This is a genomic window from Asticcacaulis solisilvae (genome assembly GCF_052327315.1).
Taxonomy (GTDB): domain Bacteria; phylum Pseudomonadota; class Alphaproteobacteria; order Caulobacterales; family Caulobacteraceae; genus Asticcacaulis; species Asticcacaulis solisilvae_B.
Genome location: NZ_CP166196.1, coordinates 446,104 through 468,357, shown reverse-complemented (window position 1 = coordinate 468,357; position 22,254 = coordinate 446,104). Strand labels below are relative to the sequence as shown.

At 57.9% G+C, this 22,254-nt stretch carries 22 protein-coding genes and 1 tRNA gene; 12 read left to right on the top strand and 11 right to left on the bottom strand.

The genetic code is table 11. The features are described 5' to 3' along the window. The first annotated feature begins 27 nt into the window (after positions 1–27). The 7 genes from ilvC to leuB all read left to right on the top strand — a co-directional run bounded on the left by ilvC (position 28) and on the right by leuB (position 7,425). On the top strand, positions 28–1,035 hold the full coding sequence (gene ilvC / locus AB8717_RS02075; protein ID WP_443749375.1) for a ketol-acid reductoisomerase: 1,008 nt from the start codon (positions 28–30) through the stop codon (positions 1,033–1,035). A 150-nt stretch (positions 1,036–1,185) separates the two neighbouring features. Continuing rightward, positions 1,186–2,871, top strand: coding sequence for an acetolactate synthase 2 catalytic subunit (ilvG, locus tag AB8717_RS02070; protein ID WP_443749374.1), 1,686 nt, complete (start codon positions 1,186–1,188; stop codon positions 2,869–2,871). Further along, complete coding sequence (locus AB8717_RS02065) at positions 2,849–3,133, top strand: ACT domain-containing protein (protein WP_443749373.1); 285 nt, start codon at positions 2,849–2,851, stop codon at positions 3,131–3,133. The genes ilvG and AB8717_RS02065 overlap by 23 nt, the downstream gene beginning before the upstream one ends. A gap of 181 nt (positions 3,134–3,314) precedes the next feature. After that, positions 3,315–4,259 carry a branched-chain amino acid transaminase gene (locus AB8717_RS02060; RefSeq protein ID WP_443749372.1) on the top strand — a complete coding sequence of 315 codons (945 nt, stop codon included), beginning with the start codon at positions 3,315–3,317 and terminating at the stop codon, positions 4,257–4,259. A 94-nt stretch (positions 4,260–4,353) separates the two neighbouring features. Next, positions 4,354–5,763: a 3-isopropylmalate dehydratase large subunit gene (leuC, locus tag AB8717_RS02055; RefSeq protein WP_443749371.1), complete on the top strand. Its 1,410-nt coding sequence runs from the start codon at positions 4,354–4,356 to the stop codon at positions 5,761–5,763. A 2-nt stretch (positions 5,764–5,765) separates the two neighbouring features. Continuing rightward, the gene (gene leuD, locus AB8717_RS02050; protein WP_443749370.1) at positions 5,766–6,356 is read left to right on the top strand and encodes a 3-isopropylmalate dehydratase small subunit; all 591 of its coding nucleotides are present in this window, start codon (positions 5,766–5,768) and stop codon (positions 6,354–6,356) included. A gap of 1 nt (position 6,357) precedes the next feature. Next, entirely contained in the window at positions 6,358–7,425 is a 1,068-nt protein-coding gene (gene leuB, locus AB8717_RS02045) for a 3-isopropylmalate dehydrogenase (RefSeq protein WP_443749369.1), read from the top strand. A gap of 83 nt (positions 7,426–7,508) precedes the next feature. Here the strand turns inward: leuB and AB8717_RS02040 are convergent, their stop codons facing one another. Continuing rightward, complete coding sequence (locus AB8717_RS02040) at positions 7,509–7,781, bottom strand: DUF167 family protein (protein WP_443749368.1); 273 nt, start codon at positions 7,779–7,781, stop codon at positions 7,509–7,511. Then, positions 7,778–8,095 carry a YggT family protein gene (locus AB8717_RS02035; protein ID WP_443749367.1) on the bottom strand — a complete coding sequence of 106 codons (318 nt, stop codon included), beginning with the start codon at positions 8,093–8,095 and terminating at the stop codon, positions 7,778–7,780. The genes AB8717_RS02040 and AB8717_RS02035 overlap by 4 nt, the downstream gene beginning before the upstream one ends. Positions 8,096–8,220: 125 nt before the next feature. On the opposite strand from AB8717_RS02035, the gene AB8717_RS02030 reads away from it, so the two are divergent. Next, positions 8,221–8,296, top strand: a tRNA-Ala gene (locus tag AB8717_RS02030). 187 nt (positions 8,297–8,483) lie between these two features. On the opposite strand, the gene AB8717_RS02025 is transcribed toward AB8717_RS02030, so the two are convergent. The 4 genes from AB8717_RS02025 to AB8717_RS02010 all read right to left on the bottom strand — a co-directional run bounded on the left by AB8717_RS02025 (position 8,484) and on the right by AB8717_RS02010 (position 13,022). Beyond that, positions 8,484–10,136 (bottom strand): recombinase family protein, encoded by a 1,653-nt coding sequence (locus AB8717_RS02025; RefSeq protein ID WP_443749366.1) that lies wholly within the window; start codon positions 10,134–10,136, stop codon positions 8,484–8,486. Further along, positions 10,133–10,582 (bottom strand): DUF2924 domain-containing protein, encoded by a 450-nt coding sequence (locus tag AB8717_RS02020; RefSeq protein ID WP_443749365.1) that lies wholly within the window; start codon positions 10,580–10,582, stop codon positions 10,133–10,135. The genes AB8717_RS02025 and AB8717_RS02020 overlap by 4 nt, the downstream gene beginning before the upstream one ends. Then, on the bottom strand, positions 10,572–10,958 hold the full coding sequence (locus AB8717_RS02015) for a DUF3489 domain-containing protein (protein ID WP_443749364.1): 387 nt from the start codon (positions 10,956–10,958) through the stop codon (positions 10,572–10,574). Before AB8717_RS02015 ends, AB8717_RS02020 begins: the two co-directional genes overlap by 11 nt. 249 nt (positions 10,959–11,207) lie before the next feature. Beyond that, positions 11,208–13,022: a hypothetical protein gene (locus tag AB8717_RS02010; RefSeq protein ID WP_443749363.1), complete on the bottom strand. Its 1,815-nt coding sequence runs from the start codon at positions 13,020–13,022 to the stop codon at positions 11,208–11,210. 928 nt (positions 13,023–13,950) lie between these two features. Between AB8717_RS02010 and AB8717_RS02005 the strand changes: the two genes are divergently transcribed. After that, the gene (locus AB8717_RS02005; RefSeq protein WP_443749362.1) at positions 13,951–14,724 is read left to right on the top strand and encodes a hypothetical protein; all 774 of its coding nucleotides are present in this window, start codon (positions 13,951–13,953) and stop codon (positions 14,722–14,724) included. Positions 14,725–14,961: 237 nt separating this feature from the next. Here AB8717_RS02005 and AB8717_RS02000 read toward each other — a convergent pair whose 3' ends face one another. Continuing rightward, positions 14,962–15,492, bottom strand: coding sequence for a hypothetical protein (locus AB8717_RS02000; protein WP_443749361.1), 531 nt, complete (start codon positions 15,490–15,492; stop codon positions 14,962–14,964). A 182-nt stretch (positions 15,493–15,674) separates the two neighbouring features. On the opposite strand from AB8717_RS02000, the gene AB8717_RS01995 reads away from it, so the two are divergent. The 3 genes from AB8717_RS01995 to AB8717_RS01985 all read left to right on the top strand — a co-directional run bounded on the left by AB8717_RS01995 (position 15,675) and on the right by AB8717_RS01985 (position 18,497). Then, positions 15,675–15,989, top strand: coding sequence for a hypothetical protein (locus tag AB8717_RS01995; RefSeq protein WP_443749360.1), 315 nt, complete (start codon positions 15,675–15,677; stop codon positions 15,987–15,989). Positions 15,990–16,139: 150 nt separating this feature from the next. After that, entirely contained in the window at positions 16,140–17,411 is a 1,272-nt protein-coding gene (locus AB8717_RS01990; RefSeq protein ID WP_443749359.1) for a phospholipase D-like domain-containing protein, read from the top strand. A gap of 15 nt (positions 17,412–17,426) precedes the next feature. Further along, positions 17,427–18,497, top strand: coding sequence for an MrcB family domain-containing protein (locus AB8717_RS01985; protein WP_443749358.1), 1,071 nt, complete (start codon positions 17,427–17,429; stop codon positions 18,495–18,497). A 52-nt stretch (positions 18,498–18,549) separates the two neighbouring features. Here the strand turns inward: AB8717_RS01985 and AB8717_RS01980 are convergent, their stop codons facing one another. From AB8717_RS01980 to AB8717_RS01965, 4 genes are read right to left on the bottom strand one after another with little or no spacing between them, the layout of a single operon-like run. Continuing rightward, positions 18,550–19,377, bottom strand: a complete 828-nt coding sequence (locus tag AB8717_RS01980; protein WP_443749357.1) for a hypothetical protein — start codon at positions 19,375–19,377, stop codon at positions 18,550–18,552. Positions 19,378–19,394: 17 nt separating this feature from the next. Next, complete coding sequence (locus AB8717_RS01975) at positions 19,395–20,279, bottom strand: hypothetical protein (protein WP_443749356.1); 885 nt, start codon at positions 20,277–20,279, stop codon at positions 19,395–19,397. Then, positions 20,276–21,007 carry an OmpA/MotB family protein gene (locus AB8717_RS01970; RefSeq protein WP_443749355.1) on the bottom strand — a complete coding sequence of 244 codons (732 nt, stop codon included), beginning with the start codon at positions 21,005–21,007 and terminating at the stop codon, positions 20,276–20,278. The genes AB8717_RS01975 and AB8717_RS01970 overlap by 4 nt, the downstream gene beginning before the upstream one ends. Further along, positions 21,004–22,236, bottom strand: coding sequence for a hypothetical protein (locus tag AB8717_RS01965; RefSeq protein ID WP_443749354.1), 1,233 nt, complete (start codon positions 22,234–22,236; stop codon positions 21,004–21,006). The genes AB8717_RS01970 and AB8717_RS01965 overlap by 4 nt, the downstream gene beginning before the upstream one ends. Positions 22,237–22,254: the final 18 nt, after the last annotated feature.

Genomic DNA, 22,254 nt, shown 5'->3' with positions numbered 1-22,254 from the left:
TATCCTTTCGACTACGGAGACTTTTCAGTGAAGATCTATACCAATGACGACGTTTCGCCCGACAGCCTGAAGGGCGAACGCGTCGCCATCATCGGCTACGGCAGCCAGGGCCGCGCCCACGCCCAGAACCTCCGCGACTCGGGCGCCGACGTCATCGTCGGCGTGCGCAAGGGCGGTTCGGGCTACGACAAGGCCACCCATGACGGCCTGACGACGGCGGAAATCAAGGACGCCATCGCCGACGCCACGATCATCGCCATCCTGACGCCGGACATGTCGCACGCCGACATCTACAAGGACATCATCGAGCCCTACGCCCCCAAGGGCGTGGCGCTGCTGTTCGCCCACGGCTTCTCGGTCCTGTACGGCCGCGTCGTTCCGCGCGCCGACATGGACGTCATCCTGGTTGCCCCCAAGGGCCCGGGCGACCTGGTCCGCCGCGAATACCAGCGCGGCCGTGGCGTCCCCTCGCTGTTCGCGGTCGAGCGCGACGTTTCGGGTCAAGCCGCTCGCAAGGCCCTGGGTTACGCGCGCGGCATCGGCGGCACCGTCGGCGGCGTCATCGAGACCAGCTTCAAGGAAGAAACCGAAACCGACCTGTTCGGCGAACAGGCCGTCCTGTGCGGCGGCACGACCGAGCTGGTCATGATGGGTTTCGAAACCCTGGTCGAAGCCGGCTACCGTCCGGAAATCGCCTATTTCGAATGCCTGCATGAGCTGAAGCTGATCGTCGACCTGCTGTATGAAGGCGGCATGGAAAAGATGCACAGCTTCGTGTCGGAAACCTGCAAGTACGGCGACCTGGTTTCGGGCCCGCGCATCATCAACGAGGAAACCCGTGAGCGCATGCGCGAAGTGCTGAACGACATCCAGTCGGGCGACTTCGCCCGCGACTGGATCCTGGAAAACATGGCCGGCCGCCCGCGCTACACCGCCCTGATGCGCCAGGACCTGGAGCATCAGATCGAAACGGTCGGCAAGGACCTCCGTTCGCGCATGAGCTGGCTGCAAAGCAAGCAGAACGTCGACGCGTAACAAAAATCTCCTCCCCATCATCGATGGGGAGGGGGACCACGAAGTGGTGGAGGGGTCAGCTCCGTAGCAAACCCCTCCGTCAGCTTCGCTGACACCTCCCTATTTTCAATGGGGAGAAAAGCCTCTTTCTCTTTCTACTTCGAGCCCACGATGAGCAATCAACCCACCGGAGCACAGCTGGTCATCTCCACCCTCAAGGCACTTGGGGTCGAGACCCTTTTCGGCTATCCGGGCGGGGCGATCATGCCCATCTACGATGCGCTGGCCGGATCCGGCCTGCAGCACATCCTGGTCCGCCACGAGCAGGGCGCAGCCTTCGCCGCCGACGCCTATGCCCGCGCCACGGGGCGCGTCGGCGTCTGCATGGCGACGTCGGGCCCCGGCGCCACCAACCTGATCACCGGCATCGCCAACGCCTATATGGACTCGATTCCGCTGGTCTGCATCACCGGCCAGGTCGGCACGCACCTGATGGGCACGGACGGCTTCCAGGAAGTCGATATCCTAGGCATCACCCTGCCGATCGTCAAACATTCGTGGCTGGTCCGCGATCCCGCCGAAATTCCGTCGATCCTGGCCGAGGCCTTTGCCATCGCCAAGGAAGGCCGCGCCGGCCCGGTCCTGGTCGACATCCCGAAGGACGTCGCTTCGATGCGCGTCGCGACGTCGCACGCCGCCACCTTCCCCGCCTGGACGCCGCCGGCGCCCGACGCCGGCGCGCTCAAGGCCGCCGAAAAGCTGATCGAGCAGGCGAAGAAGCCGCTGTTCTACGTTGGCGGCGGCGTTGAAATGGCCAATGCCTCGCAGGAGCTGCGCGACCTGGTTGCGCGCACGGGTATACCGCTGGTCTCGACCCTGAAGGGCTTGGGGACGCTTCCGACGACGCACGAACTGGCGCTGGGCATGCTGGGCATGCACGGCACGCGCGCCGCCAATATCGCCGTCCAGGACAGCGACCTTCTGATCGCCATCGGCGCGCGTTTCGACGACCGCGCCACCGGCAAGCTCAACGCCTTTGCGCCCAACGCCAAGATCATCCATTTCGATATCGACCCGGCCGAGATCAGCAAGCTGCGCCGCGCCGACGTCGCGGTCCTGGGCGATTTCAAGGTCGCGCTGGCGGCCTTGAATCCCAAGGTCGGCGGCATCCAGAAGTGGGTCGAAAAGTGCAAGGCCGACAAGTGGGAGCACCGCTTCAAGTACAATGCGCCGGGCAAGGGCGTCTATGCGCCGGGCCTGCTTAAGACCCTGTCCGAAAAGGCCGGCGACAAGTTCATGGTCGCCTGCGATGTCGGCCAGCACCAGATGTGGGTCGCCCAGCACTGCGAATTCGCCAACAACCGCGCGCACCTGACCTCGGGCGGCTCCGGCGCCATGGGCTACGGCCTGCCGGCGGGCCTGGGCGCCAAGCTCGGCTGCCCGGACAAGCACGTCGTCACGGTTTCGGGCGACGGCAGCTTCATGATGAATATCCAGGAGATGGCAACGCTCAACCGTTACCGGATCCCACTGAAGATCGTGCTGCTCGACAACTCGTCGCTGGGCCTGGTGCGCCAGTGGCAGCAGCTCTTCTACGAAGAAAACTATTCCGAGATCGACCTGTCGGACAACCCCGACTTCGTCGTCGTCGCCAAGGCGTTCAACCTGGACGCCTTCCGTATCACCCATCGGCACGAGGTCGACGGCGCTATCGATCGCCTGCTCGCCGCCGAGGGACCGACCTTGTTGCATGTTGTTATAGATCCGCGCGAAAACGTCTGGCCGCTCGTTCCGCCGGGCGCCTCGAACGCGGACATGATGGAGGAACGCTGGGATGAGCCACTTGATTCATATTGAGCTGGATCGTCTCGAAGGCAGCCTGATGCGCGTCATGGGCCTCGTCGAACGGCGCGGCTTCCATATCGACGCGGCTGAGCTTTACGACCTGGGTGAAAAGCGCGGCCTGTCGCTGACGGTGCGTCCGCGCGATCCGTCGCGCAATACCGACACCTTGGGTCTGCAGATCGATCGCCTGTATGGCGTGACCCGCCTCGATGCCGATCCCCGCACGGGCGGCAAGGCGGCGACGGCCAAGGCGAAGCACGAGATCGGCGCATGACACACCGTATGCGCCCATCACCAATCGGAGAAGGTCATCGGGGCCGTGGTCGCGGCCCCGGTCCGGTATGGCTCGGTCTGAGCGCGCTTGTGCGCGGCACCGAGAAATCGACCCTTGTCACGCCCGAAAATGGGAGTACAGGGTCCATCCATACCGACACGACTTTCCAAAGCTGATATTCATGAAAAAGCTCGCTGATAAAATCTGGTTCAACGGCCAAACCATCGCCTGGGAAAACGCCCAGGTCCACGTCATGACGCACGCCCTGCACTACGGCACCTCGGTGTTCGAAGGCATCCGTTGCTATGACACGCCGAACGGCCCCGCCGGCTTCCGCCTGGCCGACCACCTGAAGCGCCTGGAAGACTCCGCGCGCATCTACGGCTTCGCCCTGCCCTACACGCTCGACCAACTGGTCGCCGCGTCGAAGGAAGTCATCGTCGCCAACGGCCTGAAAAGCGCCTACTGGCGTCCGATCGCCTTCCTCGGCGAATGCGGCATGGGCGTGACCCCCAAGCCCGAAAACGTCAAGGTCGACGTCGCCATCGCCGCCTTCGGCTGGGGCGCCTACCTCGGTGAAGAAGGCCTGGAAAAGGGTGTCGACGTCTGCATTTCGTCGTGGAACCGCGCCGCCCCCAACACCATCCCCGTGCTGGCCAAGGCCGGCGGCAACTACCTGTCGTCGTACCTGATCGGCAAGGAAGCCCGTTCGCGCGGCTATGTCGAAGGCATCGGCCTGGGCGTCAACGGCCTGATCTCGGAAGGCGCAGGCGAAAACCTGTTCGTCATCATGAACGGCAAGATCCTGACGCCGCCGGTGGCCGCCTCGATCCTGGGCGGCATCACGCGCGACACCATCATCAAGCTGGCCCGCGCCGACGGTATCGAAGTCGTCGAGCAGGACTTGCCGCGCGAACTGCTGTACCTGGCCGACGAAATCTTCATGACCGGCACGGCCGCCGAAATCACGCCGATCCGTTCGGTCGACGACATCCCCGTCCGCGCCAACGGCCCGGGCAAGATCACCCGCCGTCTGCAGACCCTGTTCCACGGTCTGTTCAATGGCACCACCGAAGACCGCTTCGGCTGGCTCGACCCGATCGGGGCGGCCGTCCCGGCGGAATAAATCCAACCCGAAGGATGGCGCACGCCATCCTTCCCCATTCGAGGACATGGCAGGTCCCGGGCCGAGGCGCGGGACTTCGTCATGAGAGAGCACGATGCCTAAATCCTTATTCGAAAAAGTCTGGGACGCGCACGTCGTCGAGCCCGAAGGCGCCGACAAGCCGGCCGTCCTGTATATCGACCTGCACCTCGTCCACGAAGTGACGAGCCCGCAAGCTTTCTCGGAGCTGGATGCCCGGGGTCTGAAGGTGCGCCGTCCGGACCGTACCTTCGCCACGCTCGACCACTCGATCCCGACGCTCCGCCCCGACGCCCAGGGCAACCGCCCCTACGTCACCGAGCAGGCCAAGCGCCAGGTCGAGACGCTGGAAGCCAATGCCGCCAAGAACGGCGTGCGCCTGTTCGGCTATGACGCCGAAAACCGCGGCGTCGTCCACGTCATCGGGCCGGAAATGGGCCTGACCCAGCCGGGCTTCACCGTCGTGTGCGGCGACAGCCACACCTCGACGCACGGCGCCTTCGGCTGCATCGCCTTCGGCATCGGCACCTCGGAAGTCGGCCACGTGCTCGCCACCCAGTGCCTGGCCCAGCGCAAGCCCAAGACGATGCGCATCAATGTCGAAGGCAAGCTCCAGCCGGGCGTCACCGGCAAGGACGTCGCCCTCACCGTCATCGCCACGCTCGGCTTCTCGGGCGGCACCGGCTACGCGCTGGAATACGCCGGAAGCGTCATCCGCGACCTCGACATGGAAGGCCGCATGACGGTCTGCAACCTGTCGATCGAAGCCGGCGCGCGCTGCGGCATGATCGCCCCCGACCAGAAGACGGTCGACTGGCTGCGCGGCCGCGAATACGTGCCGCAAGGGGCTGCCTACGACGAAGCCGCCAAGGGCTGGCTGGCTCTGGCTTCCGACGAAGGCGCTGTCTTCGACAAGGAAATCACCATCGACGGTTCGGCCATCGAGCCGATGGCGACCTGGGGCACCTCGCCCGACCAGGGCGCGGCCATCGCCAAGGGCGTGCCCGTTGCCGCCAGCGACGACGACCAGCGCGCGCTCAAGTACATGGGCTTCACCGGCGGTGAAAAGCGCGAAGTCGAAAAGGTCGACGTCGTCTTCATCGGTTCGTGCACCAACGGCCGCATGGCCGACCTGCGCGCCGCCGCCGAGATCATGAAGGGCCGTAAAGTGGCCGAGGGCGTGCGCGCCCTGATCGTGCCGGGCTCCGAATGGGTCCGCGTCGAGGCCGAAAAGGAAGGCCTGGACAAGATCTTCCTCGACGCCGGCGCCGAATGGCGTCTGCCGGGCTGTTCGATGTGCATCGCCATGAACGGCGACTTCGTGCTGCCGGGCCAGCTGGCCGTCTCGACCTCCAACCGCAACTTCGAAGGCCGCCAGGGCCCGGGGTCGCGCACCGTGCTGGCCTCGCCCGCGACCGCCGCGGCGTCCGCCATCGCCGGCCACGTCGCCGATCCCCGTCAATTCATGGCTCTGGAAAGCGCTTAATCATGTCCAACCAGGAATCCATACACGCCTTCTCGTCGCGCATCCTCGTGCTGCCGGAAGCCAATATCGACACCGACCAGATCATCCCCGCCCGCTTCCTGACGACCACGACCAAGGCCGGCCTGGGCAAGGTCGCGTTCAACGACTGGCGCTACAATGCCGACGGTTCGGAAAAGCCGCATATCCTCAACACGATCGATCCGACCGAGCACCGCGTCCTGGTCGGCGGCAATAACTTCGGCTGCGGCTCTTCGCGCGAACACGCGCCGTGGGCGCTGATGGACTACGGCTTCAAGGCCGTGATCTCGACCGAGATCGCCGACATCTTCAAGTCGAACTGCCTGAAGAACGGCCTCCTGCCCGTCGTCGTCGACAAGGCGACGCACGACAAGCTGCTGGCCAACCCGCAGCAGCGCGTCACGATCGACCTCGAAAAGAATGCGCTGACGCTGGAAGACGGCACGGTGTTCACCTTTGAGGTCGAAGCCTTCGCCCGCCAGTGCCTGCTGGAAGGCGTCGACGCCATGGGCTGGCTGCTCAAGCGCCTGCCCGAGATCGAACAGTTCGAACAGTCCCACGGAAAGGCGGCGTAACATGGCCAGCTTCAACATCACCGTCCTGCCGGGCGACGGCATCGGCCCCGAAGTCGCCGCCGCCGGCGTATCGGCCCTGCAAACCATCGGCGAAGTCTACGGCCACAGCTTCGAATTCGTCGAAAAGCGCATCGGCGGCATCGCCATCGATACCGACGCCAATCCGTATCCCGAAGATACCGACCGCGCCTGCCTGGCGGCCGATGCCGTCCTGCTGGGCGCCGTCGGCGGCCCGAAGTGGGACCTGGGCAAGATGCGCCCGGAACAGGGCCTGCTGGCCGTGCGCAAGTCGATGGGCCTGTTCGCCAACCTGCGCCCCATGGACGTCAAGGCCAGCCAGGTCCACCGCTCGCCGCTCAAAGCCGAGATCGTCCAGGGCGCCGACATGCTGATCGTGCGCGAACTGACCGGCGGCCTCTATTTCGGCAAGCGCACGCGCTCCGAGACAATGGCATCGGACGAATGCGTCTATTCGGTCGAGGAAATCGAACGCGTGTCGCGCGTCGCCTTCGACGCCGCGCGCAAGCGCCGCAACAAGGTGACCAGTGTCGACAAGGCCAACGTCATCGAGACCTCGCGCCTGTGGCGTGAGACGGTCATCCGCCTGCACAAGGAAGAATATTCGGACGTCGAGCTCGAACACGCGCTCGTCGACTCGATGGCCATGCACCTGGTGACGCGCCCCACGACCTTCGACGTCGTGCTGACCGAGAACATGTTCGGCGATATCCTTTCTGACCTCGCCTCGGTCCTGCCGGGCTCGATCGGTCTTTTGGGTTCGGCGTCGCTCGGCGCTACCGGCAAGGGCCTCTACGAGCCCATCCACGGCTCGGCGCCCGACATCGCCGGCAAGGACCTGGCCAACCCGATCGGCACGCTCAAGTCGGTCGCCATGATGCTGCGCTTCTCGCTGAACCTGATGACGGAAGCCGACGCGCTCGACGCTGCGATCGACGCCATCGTCGAAAAGGGCATCCTGACGCGCGACCTCGGCGGCTCGGCTTCGGGCAGCCAGGTGTCGAAAGCCATCAACGACCAGATTCGTGAGTCCGCGTTGACCGCCGCTTAATCAAAGCCGGTTACGCTATTCACTCTGAAGACCACCTCGCAAAGGTGAACTGCCCTTCGGCGCTCTGCGCCGGAGGGCTTCTTTTATGGCAGGAGGGTTGCGAGCGCGGCTTCGTCCAGCCCCTCGATCTCGATCGCCTTGAGGCGCGCCGTATCGCCGGCGACAAGCGTCAGCCGCGACTTCGGCACTTTCAGCGTTTTCGCAAGAAAAGCGATCAGGGCTTCATTGGCCCGCCCTTCGATGGGCGCGGCACGGACGCGGACCTTGAGGAACCGCCGCCCGTGCTCATCGAAATCCCAGCCGTCGATGCGCTCCGCCGAAGACTTGGGCGTCAGGCGCACGAACAGGCGGATCATCCGCCGACGAGAAGGGTCAGGTTCTGCTCGGCCGGCCCCAGCAGGTAGATCTGGATGCCCTGGATCACCAGGTAGGCGACGATATAGCTGAGGTCCAGGCCGCCCAGCGGCGGAATGAAGGCGCGAAAGGGCGCCAGGATCGGCGCGGTAATACGGTCCAGCAGGTCCATGATCCGCCACACGGCGGGGTTCCGGGTGTTGATGACGTTGAACGCCACCAGCCAACTCAGGATGGCGTTGATGATCAGCGCCAGGATGATAAGGCTGAAAAGCCCGTTGATGACATGGAAGATAATATGGATGATGGGCGCCATGCGCACGGACCTCTTGGCCTGAAAATCAGTCGTGAATATAGGGAATTCGTCGGCATGCACAAGTTCAGTTGTGGCTTGACATGCCCGTCGCTTGGCTTATTAAAGCGGCCTCCGTGGAACGGAATGGGGCTATAGCTCAGTTGGTAGAGCGCCTCGTTCGCAATGAGGAGGCCAGCGGTTCGAATCCGCTTAGCTCCACCATTCCGCCGCGGTAGACACTCCTGAAACTCCTTTGATTTTACCCGGCTGCGCTAACCCGCGGAAGGTGCGGACTATTCTCCGTCTGTCGGTTACAAAGCCCAACCAGAGACTCCGCCGTTCGGCCGATCTCCAGGCGCAATAAGGCGCCCGTCTCCAGAGACACTTGGCAGTACTTGAGTTTTGAGGATTAGGCGAAGCCCAGCAGCTGTTCCTGGGCATCCCAGTCGAACGGAAGAGCGTGGGCGCGGATCAGGTGGTCGGCCACGAGGTTAGCCGGCTGCTGTCCAGCGACGATCTGCTCGACCACCCTCGGCGACAGGAAGGCGAGTTTCAGTAGGTCACCGACATAGCTCGGGCTTACACCTTCTCGTGCAGCGAGCTCTTTGATGTTGGCGACAGAGCCCGTCGCCAGGTCCTCGAACCAGGTATGCGCCTTGGCGATGATCTTCACCAGGATCGGATCGACATTGGCAGTGATGTTGTTATGGGAGCGCAGGACCAGGCGCATCTCGACGCCGCGTCGCTTCATGTCGATCGGGACCAGACGCTCGATCAGCAAGGGCTGGTCTGCTTGCCCTTGCTGGTCGATCATCGAGCTAAGGTCCAAGGTCAGGCGCATGCTCGCGCTTTCCAGTTGGATTTGCTTGACCACCTGGGTCAATAGATGCTCATCCGAAACTTCTGTCATTCGGTGCTTAATGGCAGCGATCATGGTGCCGAAGGCGGTGGCGGGAACGCCGGCTGCTTGCAAAGCCAAGGACAGTGCGACGCTATCGCTGAAGATCTGCCGAACGGCCTTGCTAACCAGATCTTCGAAACGCTTCCCGGGCAGGCGCCAGCCGGTGTCACCGCCCTGCCGCGTCAAACGTTGAGAGATGTAGTAGCGGTACCGCCGCCCTTTTTTGATAGTATGGGTAGGCGTCAATCGTTCCCCCGCCTCGTCGACGACCTTTCCGATTAAAGCTGCCGGTTCGGTTTTGCGGGGAGCTGTTGGCATCTTCGGCCCGTTGCGGTTGGCGTCCAGTTGGGCCTGGACCGCGTTCCATAATTCACGGGTTAGGATGGGCTCATGTTGACCCTGATGGCAGGTATCCTTGTGGCGGATCATACCGACATAGGCCGGATTGCGCAGCAGGTCGTGGAGTGCACCGCGTGAAAACCGCGCAGCCTTGCCCGAGCCATCGACAGCATTGGCGGCCCGCCCGCGGATGTTGTGGCGGTCGAGCTCTCTCTTCAGATCAGGAACACATCCCAAAGCCAGATAGCGCTCATAGATATGCCGAACCGTCTTGGCCTCGTCCTCCACGATATTGAGCTTGCGGTCTTCCACCCGGTATCCGAGCGGCACACGCCCGCCCATGAAGATACCTTTGGCTTTTGAGGCTTTTATCTTGTCCCGAATGCGTTCGCCCGTGACCTCGCGCTCGAACTGCGCAAAGGACAACAGCACATTCAAGGTAAGCCGGCCCATCGATGACGTGGTATTGAACTGTTGGGTAACCGAGACGAACGACACCCCCTGGGCATCGAACAGTTCCACCATGCGAGCGAAATCCGCCAGCGACCGCGTTAGCCGATCCACCTTGTAGACGACGATGATGTCGACCTCACGATTGCGGATGTCGTCTAGGAGGCGCTGGAGGGCCGGCCGTTGCATCGTGCCGCCAGAGATGCCACCGTCATCGTAAGCGGCTTCAACGAGCTCCCAGCCCTCATGGCGCTGGCTTTTGATAAAAGCCTCGCATGCCTCGCGTTGGGCATGGAGAGAGTTAAAGTCCTGCTCCAGCCCCTCCTCTGACGACTTGCGGGTGTAAATGGCACATCGAAGAGCTTTGGTCATTTGGATTTGACCTTCACGAGGCCGAAGAACCGCGGGCCGGACCAGGCGACACCGGTAATCATTCTGGCGATCTGGGTCAGCGACCGATAGGTCTTGCCATCCATCTCGAACTGGCCTTCGGCTAGCATCGTCACTTCGTAAGTCTTCCCATTCCACTCCCGGATCAAGCGAGAGCCCGAGGCCAGGGCCGGCTCTGGCGCCTTTATCAGCTTCAACGGCTTATGGGTCTCAGCGACCTGGCGAAGGTACTGACGCAAGGCAGGCTTAAGCCCGTCCCGCGCCTTCTCTTGCAGCCGATGCGCTAACGCCCTCCGCAGCAGCAATGTGCTGATGTTCTTGGGGACCGAGGGGCCGTAAAGCGCCTGCCATTCCTCCAGGAGAATAGAGCGGTCTGCGATCGCGATGGCGCTTACTTCGTCCGCCACGTCGACAACTTTAGACGGCATTGGTACCCCCGCCGGCGGTCGCCGCGATACGGTAGACGGTACCTTCAGCGGTCTTCTCCGTCTCCACCGTCAGGCCCAGGTTCTTCTTTAAAGCGCCCGAGATTAGGCCACGGACGCTGTGCTTCTGCCAACCAGTAGCCGCTACCAGCTCGTCCAGCGAAGCGCCCTCCCCCCGCTGCATCAGCGCGATGACGGTGTCCTGTTTGGAGGTCGAGGTGGCTTGTAGTGCCTGCGGGGATAAGACTGGAGCTTCCTCGCTGCTTGGAGCGGAAACCGCTTCGACCGGATCTGCGGCGGCTCCAGCCGAGATCGGCTCGGCGACGCCATCGATGCTAGCATCGCCAGAAAAGTTGTGTTTTTGGGCTTTCTTAGTCATGTCGTCCTCGGATCATGACGCGCTAGGCTTATCCCAGCGCCGTCACTGACCGAAGCCCGGGACCGCCGGGCTGGACACCAACAGCAATGCTTGTTGTGTCTCAGAAGTCCAGATCATTCCAGAAGTTCGCTTTGCTCACATAAAGGTCATCGATTGAGTCCAAAGCGATAACGCGTCAAAGCAGTCGTCAAGGAATCAATTTTCTTTGTATATGAGGATCAAAGAATCGGACAAGATCACCGATGTTCGTTATGGCTGACAAACTATAGCGCCCGTCGCCCCAACCTCAGAACACGCAGAAAAAAAGGATTGTAGCAACCAGTAGAGCTGGACAAATGATGGGGTCGGCCTCTGCCCATTTTTGATCAACTCGAAAGCGTCTTTAAGGGCTTTCTTACTCAACGAAGAGGTCACGATCGTGGCGCGCCTCAAAGACTCCGGCGCTAGCCGAGCTTCATTTATAAGGCCGTTGAGATCGACTGAATTGGTTCGGCAAATTCGAGGAATTTGAGTAACCTGGCCAGGTGCGTTATACGTTGTCGACCATCCTTGGATCTTTGCGACCATGCGGTCCTCAGGAAAGGTCATATTGCCGAGGTTTTTAATGGCTTGCGAAATCGCGACATGAAATGGTCCTGCTCCGAGCGACAAGGGACCATGCTTGGCGTGATAGAAATTAATATGGGTGATGTTGTTGTCCACCCTAATGCCGATGAAGTCGGCCCATTCGTCGCCGAGATCATCACAGATTAAGGTAGTATCGGCGTTGCCGATCTCGTTTACAATGACGCCGAACGTAGAGGTTGCATCGAACACCGCTTGGCCAGGCGCGAAGTTTCCCTTTTCACTCGTAACCTGCGCCAGAAGGGCTTCTGTGCGACAATAGCGAAGGATTGACGCACCTCCATCCAGCAATGTTTCGTCGCGAAACACCTGACCGTCGATATAGGCGTACCGTACATTGTCAAACAGTATAACGGGAGCGTCGATTTCATCGAGGTATTTTTGCAAAGAACGGGGGTTAGGATCTGCGCCAGCCCCAAATTCAAGACTTTCGACTTGTACATCCGATGCGGGTGGCTGCGTTAAAGAGCGGAGCGCAATTCTAGATTTGTTTACACTTATCGAACCGACCTCGGCTGCATCGACCGGATCAATAATCTTCCGAAGCCTGTCGTTGCCGGTAATTTCGACGGGCCGATCAAGATAATTGAATAGGGCAGTCAATTCGTCTGCTGACAGCTCCACGCGGTTCTCCCCTCCCCGCACAAGACGAACTGTGGGCGCCTCCCCGGCTACTTCTTCGACTAGTCGATTGGTATCGATAGCCATCGTCACGGGCTGGCACTCAGCTAGTGTGTCTTCCAGAGACACTGGTCTCGCAAATGAGCTTATAAAGGTTGACACTTGGCCAGGCTGAGAGCGGAGGCCATCTATTACTTGCTGGGCAAAGCCAAGTAGTTCATCATGGCCGACGCGATCAGAACGAATGCCGATGCGCCCGGTGCTCGGTGTCGCCGTGCTAAAGTTTCCCCCCACTTCAACTGTATAGGCTTGCGGTGCGTATCTGCGGCTACCCGCGGGTCCAACAACGTTAGCGAGGTTCTTTGCTTCCAACGTCTTGTTGCGCATAGCAAACGGGGACACCGACATGTTACGCATTCTCATGCGGTGGAATACGGCGTCAGCCTTAGCAATAGCGTTCTCTATCTTTGCAATTGGGATCTGCGCCAGGTGCGTAGATTTGAAAGACGACGGAAGACTTATTCTGGAGGAAAATATGGCAACGTGTCCCTCATACTCCACTAGCATAAGATAGCCACAAAGCGTTTCCCGTATCGCTGTATCTGCTCCCAAAAAAGAAGGAGGACTTTCGTATAAGAATGAGATCGCGGACCAGCGCGCCGCCCCCGACGCTACTCGAGTATGCTTAAAGAGATTATTGGTCGTTACGCCGTAACTCAGTCGCAAGGCCACAAACATGTCTTCTAATGATTTGTTGGACAACTTACGCTTAATACTGAAAAAGGTTGCCGTCTTTGAAACTGCTAAATCTTCGATCATTTAAAGCCCCTCCGTAAAACCAGCCTAAATATAACCCTCGTGTCCTCCACAAATGCCGAACTCCCTATTCAGGACTTACCCCTTCGAAGAAATATTTTACGATATAGCGGTCGAAGGGCGTTAGGCTGGAAAGCCTTCGAATGGCTCCCGGTCCAAGATCCTGAAACATTTGGATGGCTCTTTTCAGATTGGCTTGATCGTCAGTGAAATTAATTAGCCCGGATCGATGAACTTGCTTCGATATCATCCGAGACAATCCATATTCTTCAAGTTTCCATACGGCTGATGGCAAAAACGCATGCGCTATCAAACGAAATTGATGTCATTCATCCCCTAAAGCTTCGCCTAGCCAATTTATTCTCATGACCTTTGGCGGCTTGCCTTGCACAAGCATAAGCGACTTAACTATTTATTGCAACCATACGGCGTTCGTGCCCGGCGGCCGCATGCGGCGCTCGTCATAGTCTTCAAACCATCGGAGGGGCTGGTCGTTAGGTTAGCTATAGCTAAAACGCAGGGGCTCCTGCTCGCAACACGGCAGTGTCGCCACGTGGCTTCAGAGTCGATATCGGAAGGATCAATGTCGATCTCTTGCACTGAATGCGAGACACCCTTCTACAGGGCAGGCAGTATTTCCCATAATCGATATTATAGGTCTAAGAACCCGCTGTTGCGCATAATAGCGGCTCTGGGAAGTGCGAGTGGCAACTTGAACTCGTTGCGCAGTTTGTACAGCCTACGCCTGCTACCTGCCCCACAGTCACGGGCCATTTCCTGCTATTGACGATGTTTCAGGGTATCGTAGCTTCCACGGCTATCACCAACCGGGCGCCCGACAATACGCTCCGCATTGAGCGCAGTTGTTGCGCCACACGAAATTCGGCTCTAGTGTAAGAGCAAACGCTAATGTGTAGATACGGGGGGCGTAATGGACGAGAAGAAAATTGATTATTTCCTAAAGATGAGCGCGGCTTTTGTAGCGGTGAGCTTCGCCATTAGTTACGCGTACCGGCTCGCCTTTCTTCTCCGATTAGGAATTTTTTTCGGAGATGTACCCATCTCACTGATCGATATTTCAAAAGGCACTTTGGCAATAATGCCTCTGACCGCGCTGTACGGAGGGGTGTCGATTGGTTTAAACTTCTACCTTCCCGTCTGGCATGATAATCAACTGAAAACGAGCACCACCCCACGTCAAGATGTTAGACCGAGGTTCGATGAACGCGGGCGAGTCCGAGTCTTGAAAATTCTCGCGATCGTAGTCGCGTCTGTAGGTGCAATATATTTTACCTTTTACTCGTCCGTGATTGTACTTTTAGGCCAACTCATTATGGCAGGTTCAAGTTATGTCCTTGGTCGCTATCGCCACATTACCGGCTCCTTTAGACTATCATCTTACCTAGTCGTTCCTATTGCATTAGGAGCGGCACTTCTTGCAGGCGACAATCGAGCTTGGACTCTCATCTCAAGCCAAAACCAAAGTTCGATTGTATTAACTAGCGGAAAAATGTTGCCGACCACTATCCTCGATACATATGAGGCAGGAATATTGATAGCAACGGACGGTCAACCCAAGTTTTTAAAATGGGACCAAGTTGCAGAAATCAGGTACAAAAAATTTACGGCGTTTCCGTCCATTTTATGTAGCTTAGACGACCAATTTAACGAGATTTCGATACCAGTGTGTGCCGCACGCCATTAAGAAAAGGCGCCTGCAGTCTGGCATAGCGGCAGAGGAGAACACTTTTGTTGTGAGGTGTGGGAAATGTACCAATAGGCAATCTGCCTTCTCGACCAATCACCGGGGCAGTCTGGATGTATCAATTCTAGGAATGGTCAGCCGCGCCAATTGCGCGTCCGATATGTAGGAAGCGGAATAAGTGGCGAATTGAGTCTGGCAGACAATGGAAAGCGGGACGGAGCGGAGCATAAGTAGCTGTTAGAAAAGCGCTTCTCTTAGGTCTTGGACATGCGAAGGTGGCCGGCCAGGACGACGTGGCCCCAGCAGTCCGTTTATGACTGTGTTTTCGAGAAATTTTGTGTCGCGCTTGTTCGCAAGATTGGGGTTCTTGGCATAAGCCAAACCGATCAGCATTTTTTCTGTCCACTTAATCACAGCTTCGTCGGCCTTACGAGCGTTGCTGAAACGCCCAGTTTCCGTGCAAAGGGCGAACAGGTAAAGGATCGGCTGACCTCGACCAACCTGTTGGCGGCTCCATTGATACAGACCTAGCTTATGGTCTTGAAACACCTCATCTCGGAAGCCATCTCGTGCACGCGTCATTCCGACATACCAGGGCGTGATAATCTGGCCGTCCTTTAGACAGAATAGGTAGCAGCCGATTGCACGCGAAAGGCCTGGGTCGAGCGCTTCGCACTGATCCCACAGCTGTCGCTGTGATCGCGAGCATGTGGTCGCGTCGTCGCGCGCAACGTCGAAATGGCCGTATGGCTCAAACCAGTAATTCATGCATGTCCCCACCCGCGATACCCGAGCCTCTGGTTTACACCTATAGCGCTGACCGGTCAAGAGCTATGGAGACGAACAAAGACACTAATATAGTTTAGTGACGATAATATCCGAAATTTCAGACTTGAAACCGGCCGTTATCTAATATATGACGTTTAGGCAGCACAAGAGGCCCCCCCCCCATGAAGATGAATTACGAGGGCTGGCACCGCAGCCATGGCGTTAAGCATATTGGCTCCAAAAAGCTCACTCCGAAAAACATTAAAGATTGCATCGATACCATTGAGAGCCGCGACGGTTTTCGTTTGAAATTCAACGCAACAGTCCGGGCGGAACTGACGATGCGAGGTGAATACGCTGTGACGGTCGAGTTCGACAAAGACGAGATCGATTTGATATTTGCAGCTATGAACGCGGGTACGCCCCTATCGAAAGTATGCTGCAAACTCGGGAGCATATTTGCCGATGCGGATTTCCAACCGGCAAATTCGGACTGATCGCGCACCCTTTTTGGCGCCGATCGGAATGTCCGCTAAAAGTCCGCAAAAAATTTTCGGTCATTTCTTTAGCCCTGGTGGCCGGCTTCCGGGTGTGAGTTGTCGTCCACCAATTATCCCACTAGGGTACGGCGACGCTTGGGAGGGCACATGACAAAGCGACTCTATTCGAACGGGGGGCCTAGCGATTTTGTGGTCGGCCCGCTGCAGAAATATATACACAATTCGACGACCGTATGCGCCGCGGCGCCGTATTTTACAAGGGTGGACGAATTGCGGTTGGCCGCCAATGGTGAACGGACCGTCCAGTTGTTAATTGGATTGAATACCGTGACCAGCCCGGCTGCGTTAGGACAAGCCCTCGCCCTTCCTAACACTAACGTTCGCTTTTTGACCCGAGACTTCCACGCAAAGATCTATCTTTTCGACAACGCTGGAATGGTGGGGTCGTCTAACCTCACCGGCGGCGGGCTAATGGCCAATCGGGAAGCGATGCTGTGCGTTGAGGCGGAAAACGAACCGGACGTGTTGGATGAGCTAAGGGCGCTTTTCGCCGATCTTTGGCAGTATGGCCAAAGTCTCGACGAACCACAACTCGAGCGATTTAAAGCGGTGCATGCGCAGTTTCAGCAAAAAACTGGTTTAACTCCCGATGAAATTATTGAAGAAGCGGTCGGCAAGGTCAGACCCAGGAACTTTGACGTCAAGAGCGCCAGCAAGACTAAAGTCCAGCTATTCATCGACGGGTTACGAAAGGACGTCGTCGAGCAATATAGGCCGTATTTTACGCGAATCGGACAAGTCCTAGAAGGCTCGGGATATCTCCGACCGGAATTTGAGCGTGTGGGACTCGCTAACCAAACCAACCGCTTTTTGAACTGGGTGCGCCTGGCGCATGCTCCCGGTGATAATTGGAAGACAGCAGAAATCCTCCCACCTTCGGCGCGAGACGATAAAATCATTCAGTTAGGCCCGCAATGGGTGGAGACTGCTGATCATATGGTGCCCGATGAATACTTTCCATGGTTGGGCACCGTTCAAGATGTGTTCGGAACGTCCGAAGCTCTGCGCGCAGCTGACCGTCAAAGCATAACGAAAGGCCTTTTATGCCTACACGCGTTCAATGAACAACTTCGGTTCGTTGCTGGTGGCCTCAAAAACCTACCATTGGAGTTTTGGAGCCAAAACAATAACGACGTCGAGCGCGTGCGGGCCACGCTTATGCATCTGCTCCACGATAAGGGCGATTTCGTGGAGCGGCTGCACGACGTGCTATATGACCGGCAGTACAAACTACAACTCTTTGGGAAATTCTGCGCACTGGAGCTGCTCGGCACAGTGAAGCCTGAAGTATCGCCGCCTATGACAGGCCGCATGGCGAAAGCGATGCGGTATCTTGGGTTCGACGTAAAGGCTAACTAACAGGGTTGCTATAACATGCGCGAAACATTGGCCGAAATCGTCCGCCTCCAACTGGAGTTTAGCCCCCAGAACACGCCAGCCATGGAACGGAGGGGCATCCTTGTTCGTAGGACTCTGCCGTTGCAGTTGCGCGCACTTGGCCAGAAGCTCCGTGATCCACTGGGCATCTACGGCGCCGACGCGGATGCTGAGGGTCGAGACGGTACCGGCACCAAAACTTATATTCCCTGGACAAGGTGGTACAACAAGGTGAAGGCACCGTCAGCGCAGGACGGCTGGTACATTGTCTATCTTTTTCATGCCGATGGATCCGGCGTGTCGCTTTGCCTCATCCACGGCTCTACTGATGACGGCGTTCCAAAGCCCGAGAAGGAAATCCAATACCTGATGGATTGGGCAGGAAAGGTTGTCGGACAAGAGTTTCGAAACGACAGCCAGATCAGAAGGGGGATATCTTTGGGGTCAGTCGGATATGGGAGCGCGTATGAGAGGACGACCTTATTCTCAAAGTTCTACCCAGCTGGCGCAATTCCTGGCGATAGTACACTGGAAGCCGACCTGGTGCGGTTTCTCGGCCCGCTGCAAAAGCTGTACTACGCCCTAGACCATGGCCTACAGCCTGGCACCGCTAGCCCGGACCTTCGTGACCTGGAAGCTGAAATTGACAAGGTCGTTTCCCCTCTCAAGCCGCCGGCGAAAGGTCAGGGACGCGGACTGCCCGGCCCGTTGCGTAAGGCCGTCGAGCTCCATGCCATGGGCATGGCGCGTGAGTGGCTTGACGACCACAAGTTCAAGTATGAGGACGTATCAGCAAAAGAAAGCTGCGACTTTCGAGCTACCCGGGACGGACAAGAATGGGTGGTCGAGGTCAAGGGGACTACAGGCGGATCTGAATCCATCCTGATCACACGGAGCGAAGTCGCGCTCCATCTCTCCCGCCATCCACAAAATATCTTAATCGTCGTCTCCGGTATTGAACTCGACGAGAGTAATGGAAGGACGTCAGGCGGCACGATCCAGGTCCACAATCCATGGCATTTGGACGAAAGCCGTCTAGCACCAATTTGCTTTGAATATCGGCTCTGACCGAACTCCGATAGCGCGACGCCGTTAATTCGGCCGCTCGTCCTGCCCCCAATCAAACATTTGAAGATTTTGAATGTTGCTGAGCCAAAAACATAACTCGGTTTGGACTGAGAATGAGCACGCGGACGTATTCGCCTTTACGGAAGTTCATCCTAAACCAATCGGCAATAAGACTATTATTACCTACAAAACGAACAGCTCCTGTTTTATTTGCAGTACGATTGATCGCAGAAGTTACGTCACTGGTTCCATCTGAGAAAGATATCGTGATGGGGTCGCCGCGAGGCCCCAAGTGCTTACTTGCGTCCACACCCGGGTTTACCATCCCATCGCGGTAATAGGTTGTCCCAAGTTTAATCGTAAACTCCGATATGTACTCGGTGGGGATTGCGAGCGGCTCCTCTTCGATATGGAGCGCTTCTTGTTCCTGCTCGGCCGTCTCGGTCCTGACGATGACATTTTTGCCTGCACCCTTACCGTTCCACCGCGGCTGCAGGCGGGCAACTAAGGCGTCTTCTAAGCCTGCGGCGAGATTGATTGGAAATTCAGCATAAGAAAAATGGGAAATGGGGCTGAATATGAAGATGCGTACTGTTCCGCCCCGATCGACAATTTCCCCGATCTCACGGTTGCATTTCACATTGGTCGATTGGGCCGGTGAAGGTGTACAGTAACCTATAAACCGGGTCCGCGCGCTTTGGGTTGTCTTGCCGATATAGCGGACCTCGTGCCCCTCAACGAACGCGTATAGGACGTTACTTATGTCAAAGATCCCTTCGAACTCTTTCGCGCCGTCATATTGATACCGGAGAAAGCCGTCCTTGCGGTACCAGAAAGCTACGTCTCTGAAGTCCATATTTTTGAGAATTTCGGCGCTCATTTGCCCCTCCATTGCAACTAAGCGGATACGCGGCTAGAAGTCAGCCCTAAACCCATAAACTCGCGATACTCCGGCAACGATTTCATGTGCCCGTGATTCGGTTCGTCAGCGTGGCAAGCGATGCAGAGCACCTTGTGGTTTGAAGCGGAGTCATCAGATTTGACGCCGTTTAGGTGGTGCACATGGAGGTACTTACGGAGATTGGTATCCCTTAGCGATATTCCACACGAAATGTTCTGACACTGCCAGTTTGCCGCAACCCGAAGTGCGGTGCTTTTGGCGGAAAAATCCTGGTTGTAGTCGTTTAACGGTGCGTTGTCGGCATCGTGTTTTGGAACGTCGCTGATAAGGGTCTTCGGATATTTTTCGAAGAACCTGCCGATCGAGAAGGCATTGACGAGCTCGTACCTGCGTGCCCGCGGCATGGTCATGTCAAACCCGTCGAAGTGCAGAAAGTTCATGCAGTTTTGGCAGACAGAGAGCTTCTTGGTTTCGCTCGTCTTCTCGCTGCCGTTGATGATGTTGAGGCGGAATGTTCCATCCAGCTTGGTGGCAACGACGTATCGCGCAAACCGCCGTCTGCGCTTCATTTCGTCGAGCGTGTCGCAGTTTACGACATGGAATTTCGGATCGATCGGCCGCTCGTTGTAGACGGTATGGTCGCGGATATAGAGGAGGACGCGGCTGTTCTTGTAAGCAAGAGTGCCGTCGTCCAGCACCCGGATATCGTCAAGAGACTCGATATCCAAGCCTTCCAACGACGTCAGGCGCTCCAGCTCGTCGCGAGATAGACGTCCCTCCAGGCGGTCGAACTCCAGGTTACCAAACTGCGTGGCCGCGATACCCATTTTCCGGCGCAGGCTGTTCAGGCTGCTGCTATTGTAGAAATCCGGCAGCTTCATCGCCCACTCGCCTTCAGCATTTGCTCAATGCGCGCATCCGCGTTTGTCCTGACGCGAAATTCTACCCGCTGAGAGGCTTCGCGATCTTCTTGGCCATTCTTCAAGCGGATGAGCTTTGAGGACGACAGGCCATTCGCGGTAAGGTGCGCTGTCAGCCAGCCGCGCTCGCCCCGTACTGCCGGCCGCGACAACACATACTGAAGCGTTGTCCGGGTGCGCGCCTGTGACAGCGCCATATTGTTGAAGTACGCCTCCTCAGCTGACGCGTTCCCGTTCCAAAAGCTCGACGTATGTCCCTCGATGCGAATCTCCTCGATCGAGTCGCGGTACTTGGGATCGTTGAGAATGCGAACATACCGCGGGAAGAAGTCGTCCAATATCTGTGCGAAGCGAGGCTTGAGGTTGTCCTGGCCGGTGGCAAACAGAACATCCGGCTCTTTGAACCGGATGGTGAGATCGCGGTCTAAGGTGGCGCCCCATTTTGGCAGATCCCGGGCAAACTCCTTATTGAGGTCGTCGTAGATGTGCGACCGCATTTCGTCATAGGTCACCGCGACTTGGTCAGCCCTCGCCGCGTCCGCTTGGACCTTCACCATGAAGATGACGGCGATCATCAAGAACATCATCATCAGGCCGGTCATGATGTCCGCGAGCGGTATCCAATGGTCTTCATCGGTGTGCGGATGAGCGTTGCCGCTCTTTATGGCCAGCATCTTTTCAATGCTCATTGCGCGCGCTCGGCAACTTTAACTAGGTCACGCAGCCTGTCGGTCAGCGGGCTATAGTCGCTGACAAACTTCTCCGAAAGCGCCGCGAGCTGACGACCGAGGCCTTCGAGGGACTTTGTCAGTTCCTCGGCCAGAGCGGTATCGAGGACGGTCACCTGCTCTTTTGTCTTCGCTACCATCGCCGCGATCTCCGCTGCGAAGTCCGAGTTGACCTTGCCAATATCCTTGGTCGAGCTCTCGATCGAGGTCCGGACCAAGTTGGCGTTTTCAGTCAGTGCCTTCGAGAGCTCGGTTTGGTTTTGGGTGACAGCCGTGGACAGCTGCTGTGTGATCTGAAGAATCTTTTCCTCGATCTGCGGCAGCCCGGTCGCCGCAGACGCGACCAGTTTGCTAAGCATTTCCAAAGATTGACGCAGCTCCGTCCGCTGCTCATCCAACGCTGTCAACAGGCCCGACAGATCGCGGCTGACGTTCGTGAAGGCCTCGGCGTCCCCGACCAGCTTCTTGTAGCTGTCCGACGATTCCTTCATCGCGGCTGCAATTGTCGCATTGGTCTCTTCGACCTTTTCGATGTGCGCCTTGTACTGATTTTGCCAGGTTACGAGTTCGCCGACGGCCTGGTTCAGAGCCTTGAAATTCTCACCAAACTGCTCCGTCAGCTTGTCATTGAAGTCGCGGATCACATCCTTCAAGGCCTCAATCAGAGCCTTTGACCCCAGTTCAGACAGCTTCTCGAGAGCCTCGACTTGGGCCTTCTTCAACGCGTCCAAGCGGTCGTTGTTTTCCTGCCGGGCGAGCTTCATCTGCGTAATGAGCGTCGAGTCATCCTGGCCGACCAATGCCTGTTGGATGGCCTTCAACAGCTGCGCCAAATGCTCTGCCGTCACCCCGTCCTTGGGCGCGTCTTCTGTCGCCGGCGCCACGGGATTTCCAAAGAGCAATTGGCGGAACTTGAGCGAAAGGGCACCGCCGACGCCGATCACGGATCCCCAAAAGGCCGTCTTCAGGCCGCCGATGAGCGCAGGCACACTTGCCTGGATGTTGTTTGCGTTGAAGTCGAGCAGTCCTACTGCGATGCCGACGAACGTGGCAAAAATTCCGGTCGTTGTCAGAATCGTTGGGCCAAAGTGCACGGCCTTTTCATCGTATTTTCGATGAAACCATATCACCAGCACGAGTATCGTCCCGACAAAAAACATTGTCAGGCCTGGCATCGAATTCAGATTCAATAGAGTCGCCCCCGCGAG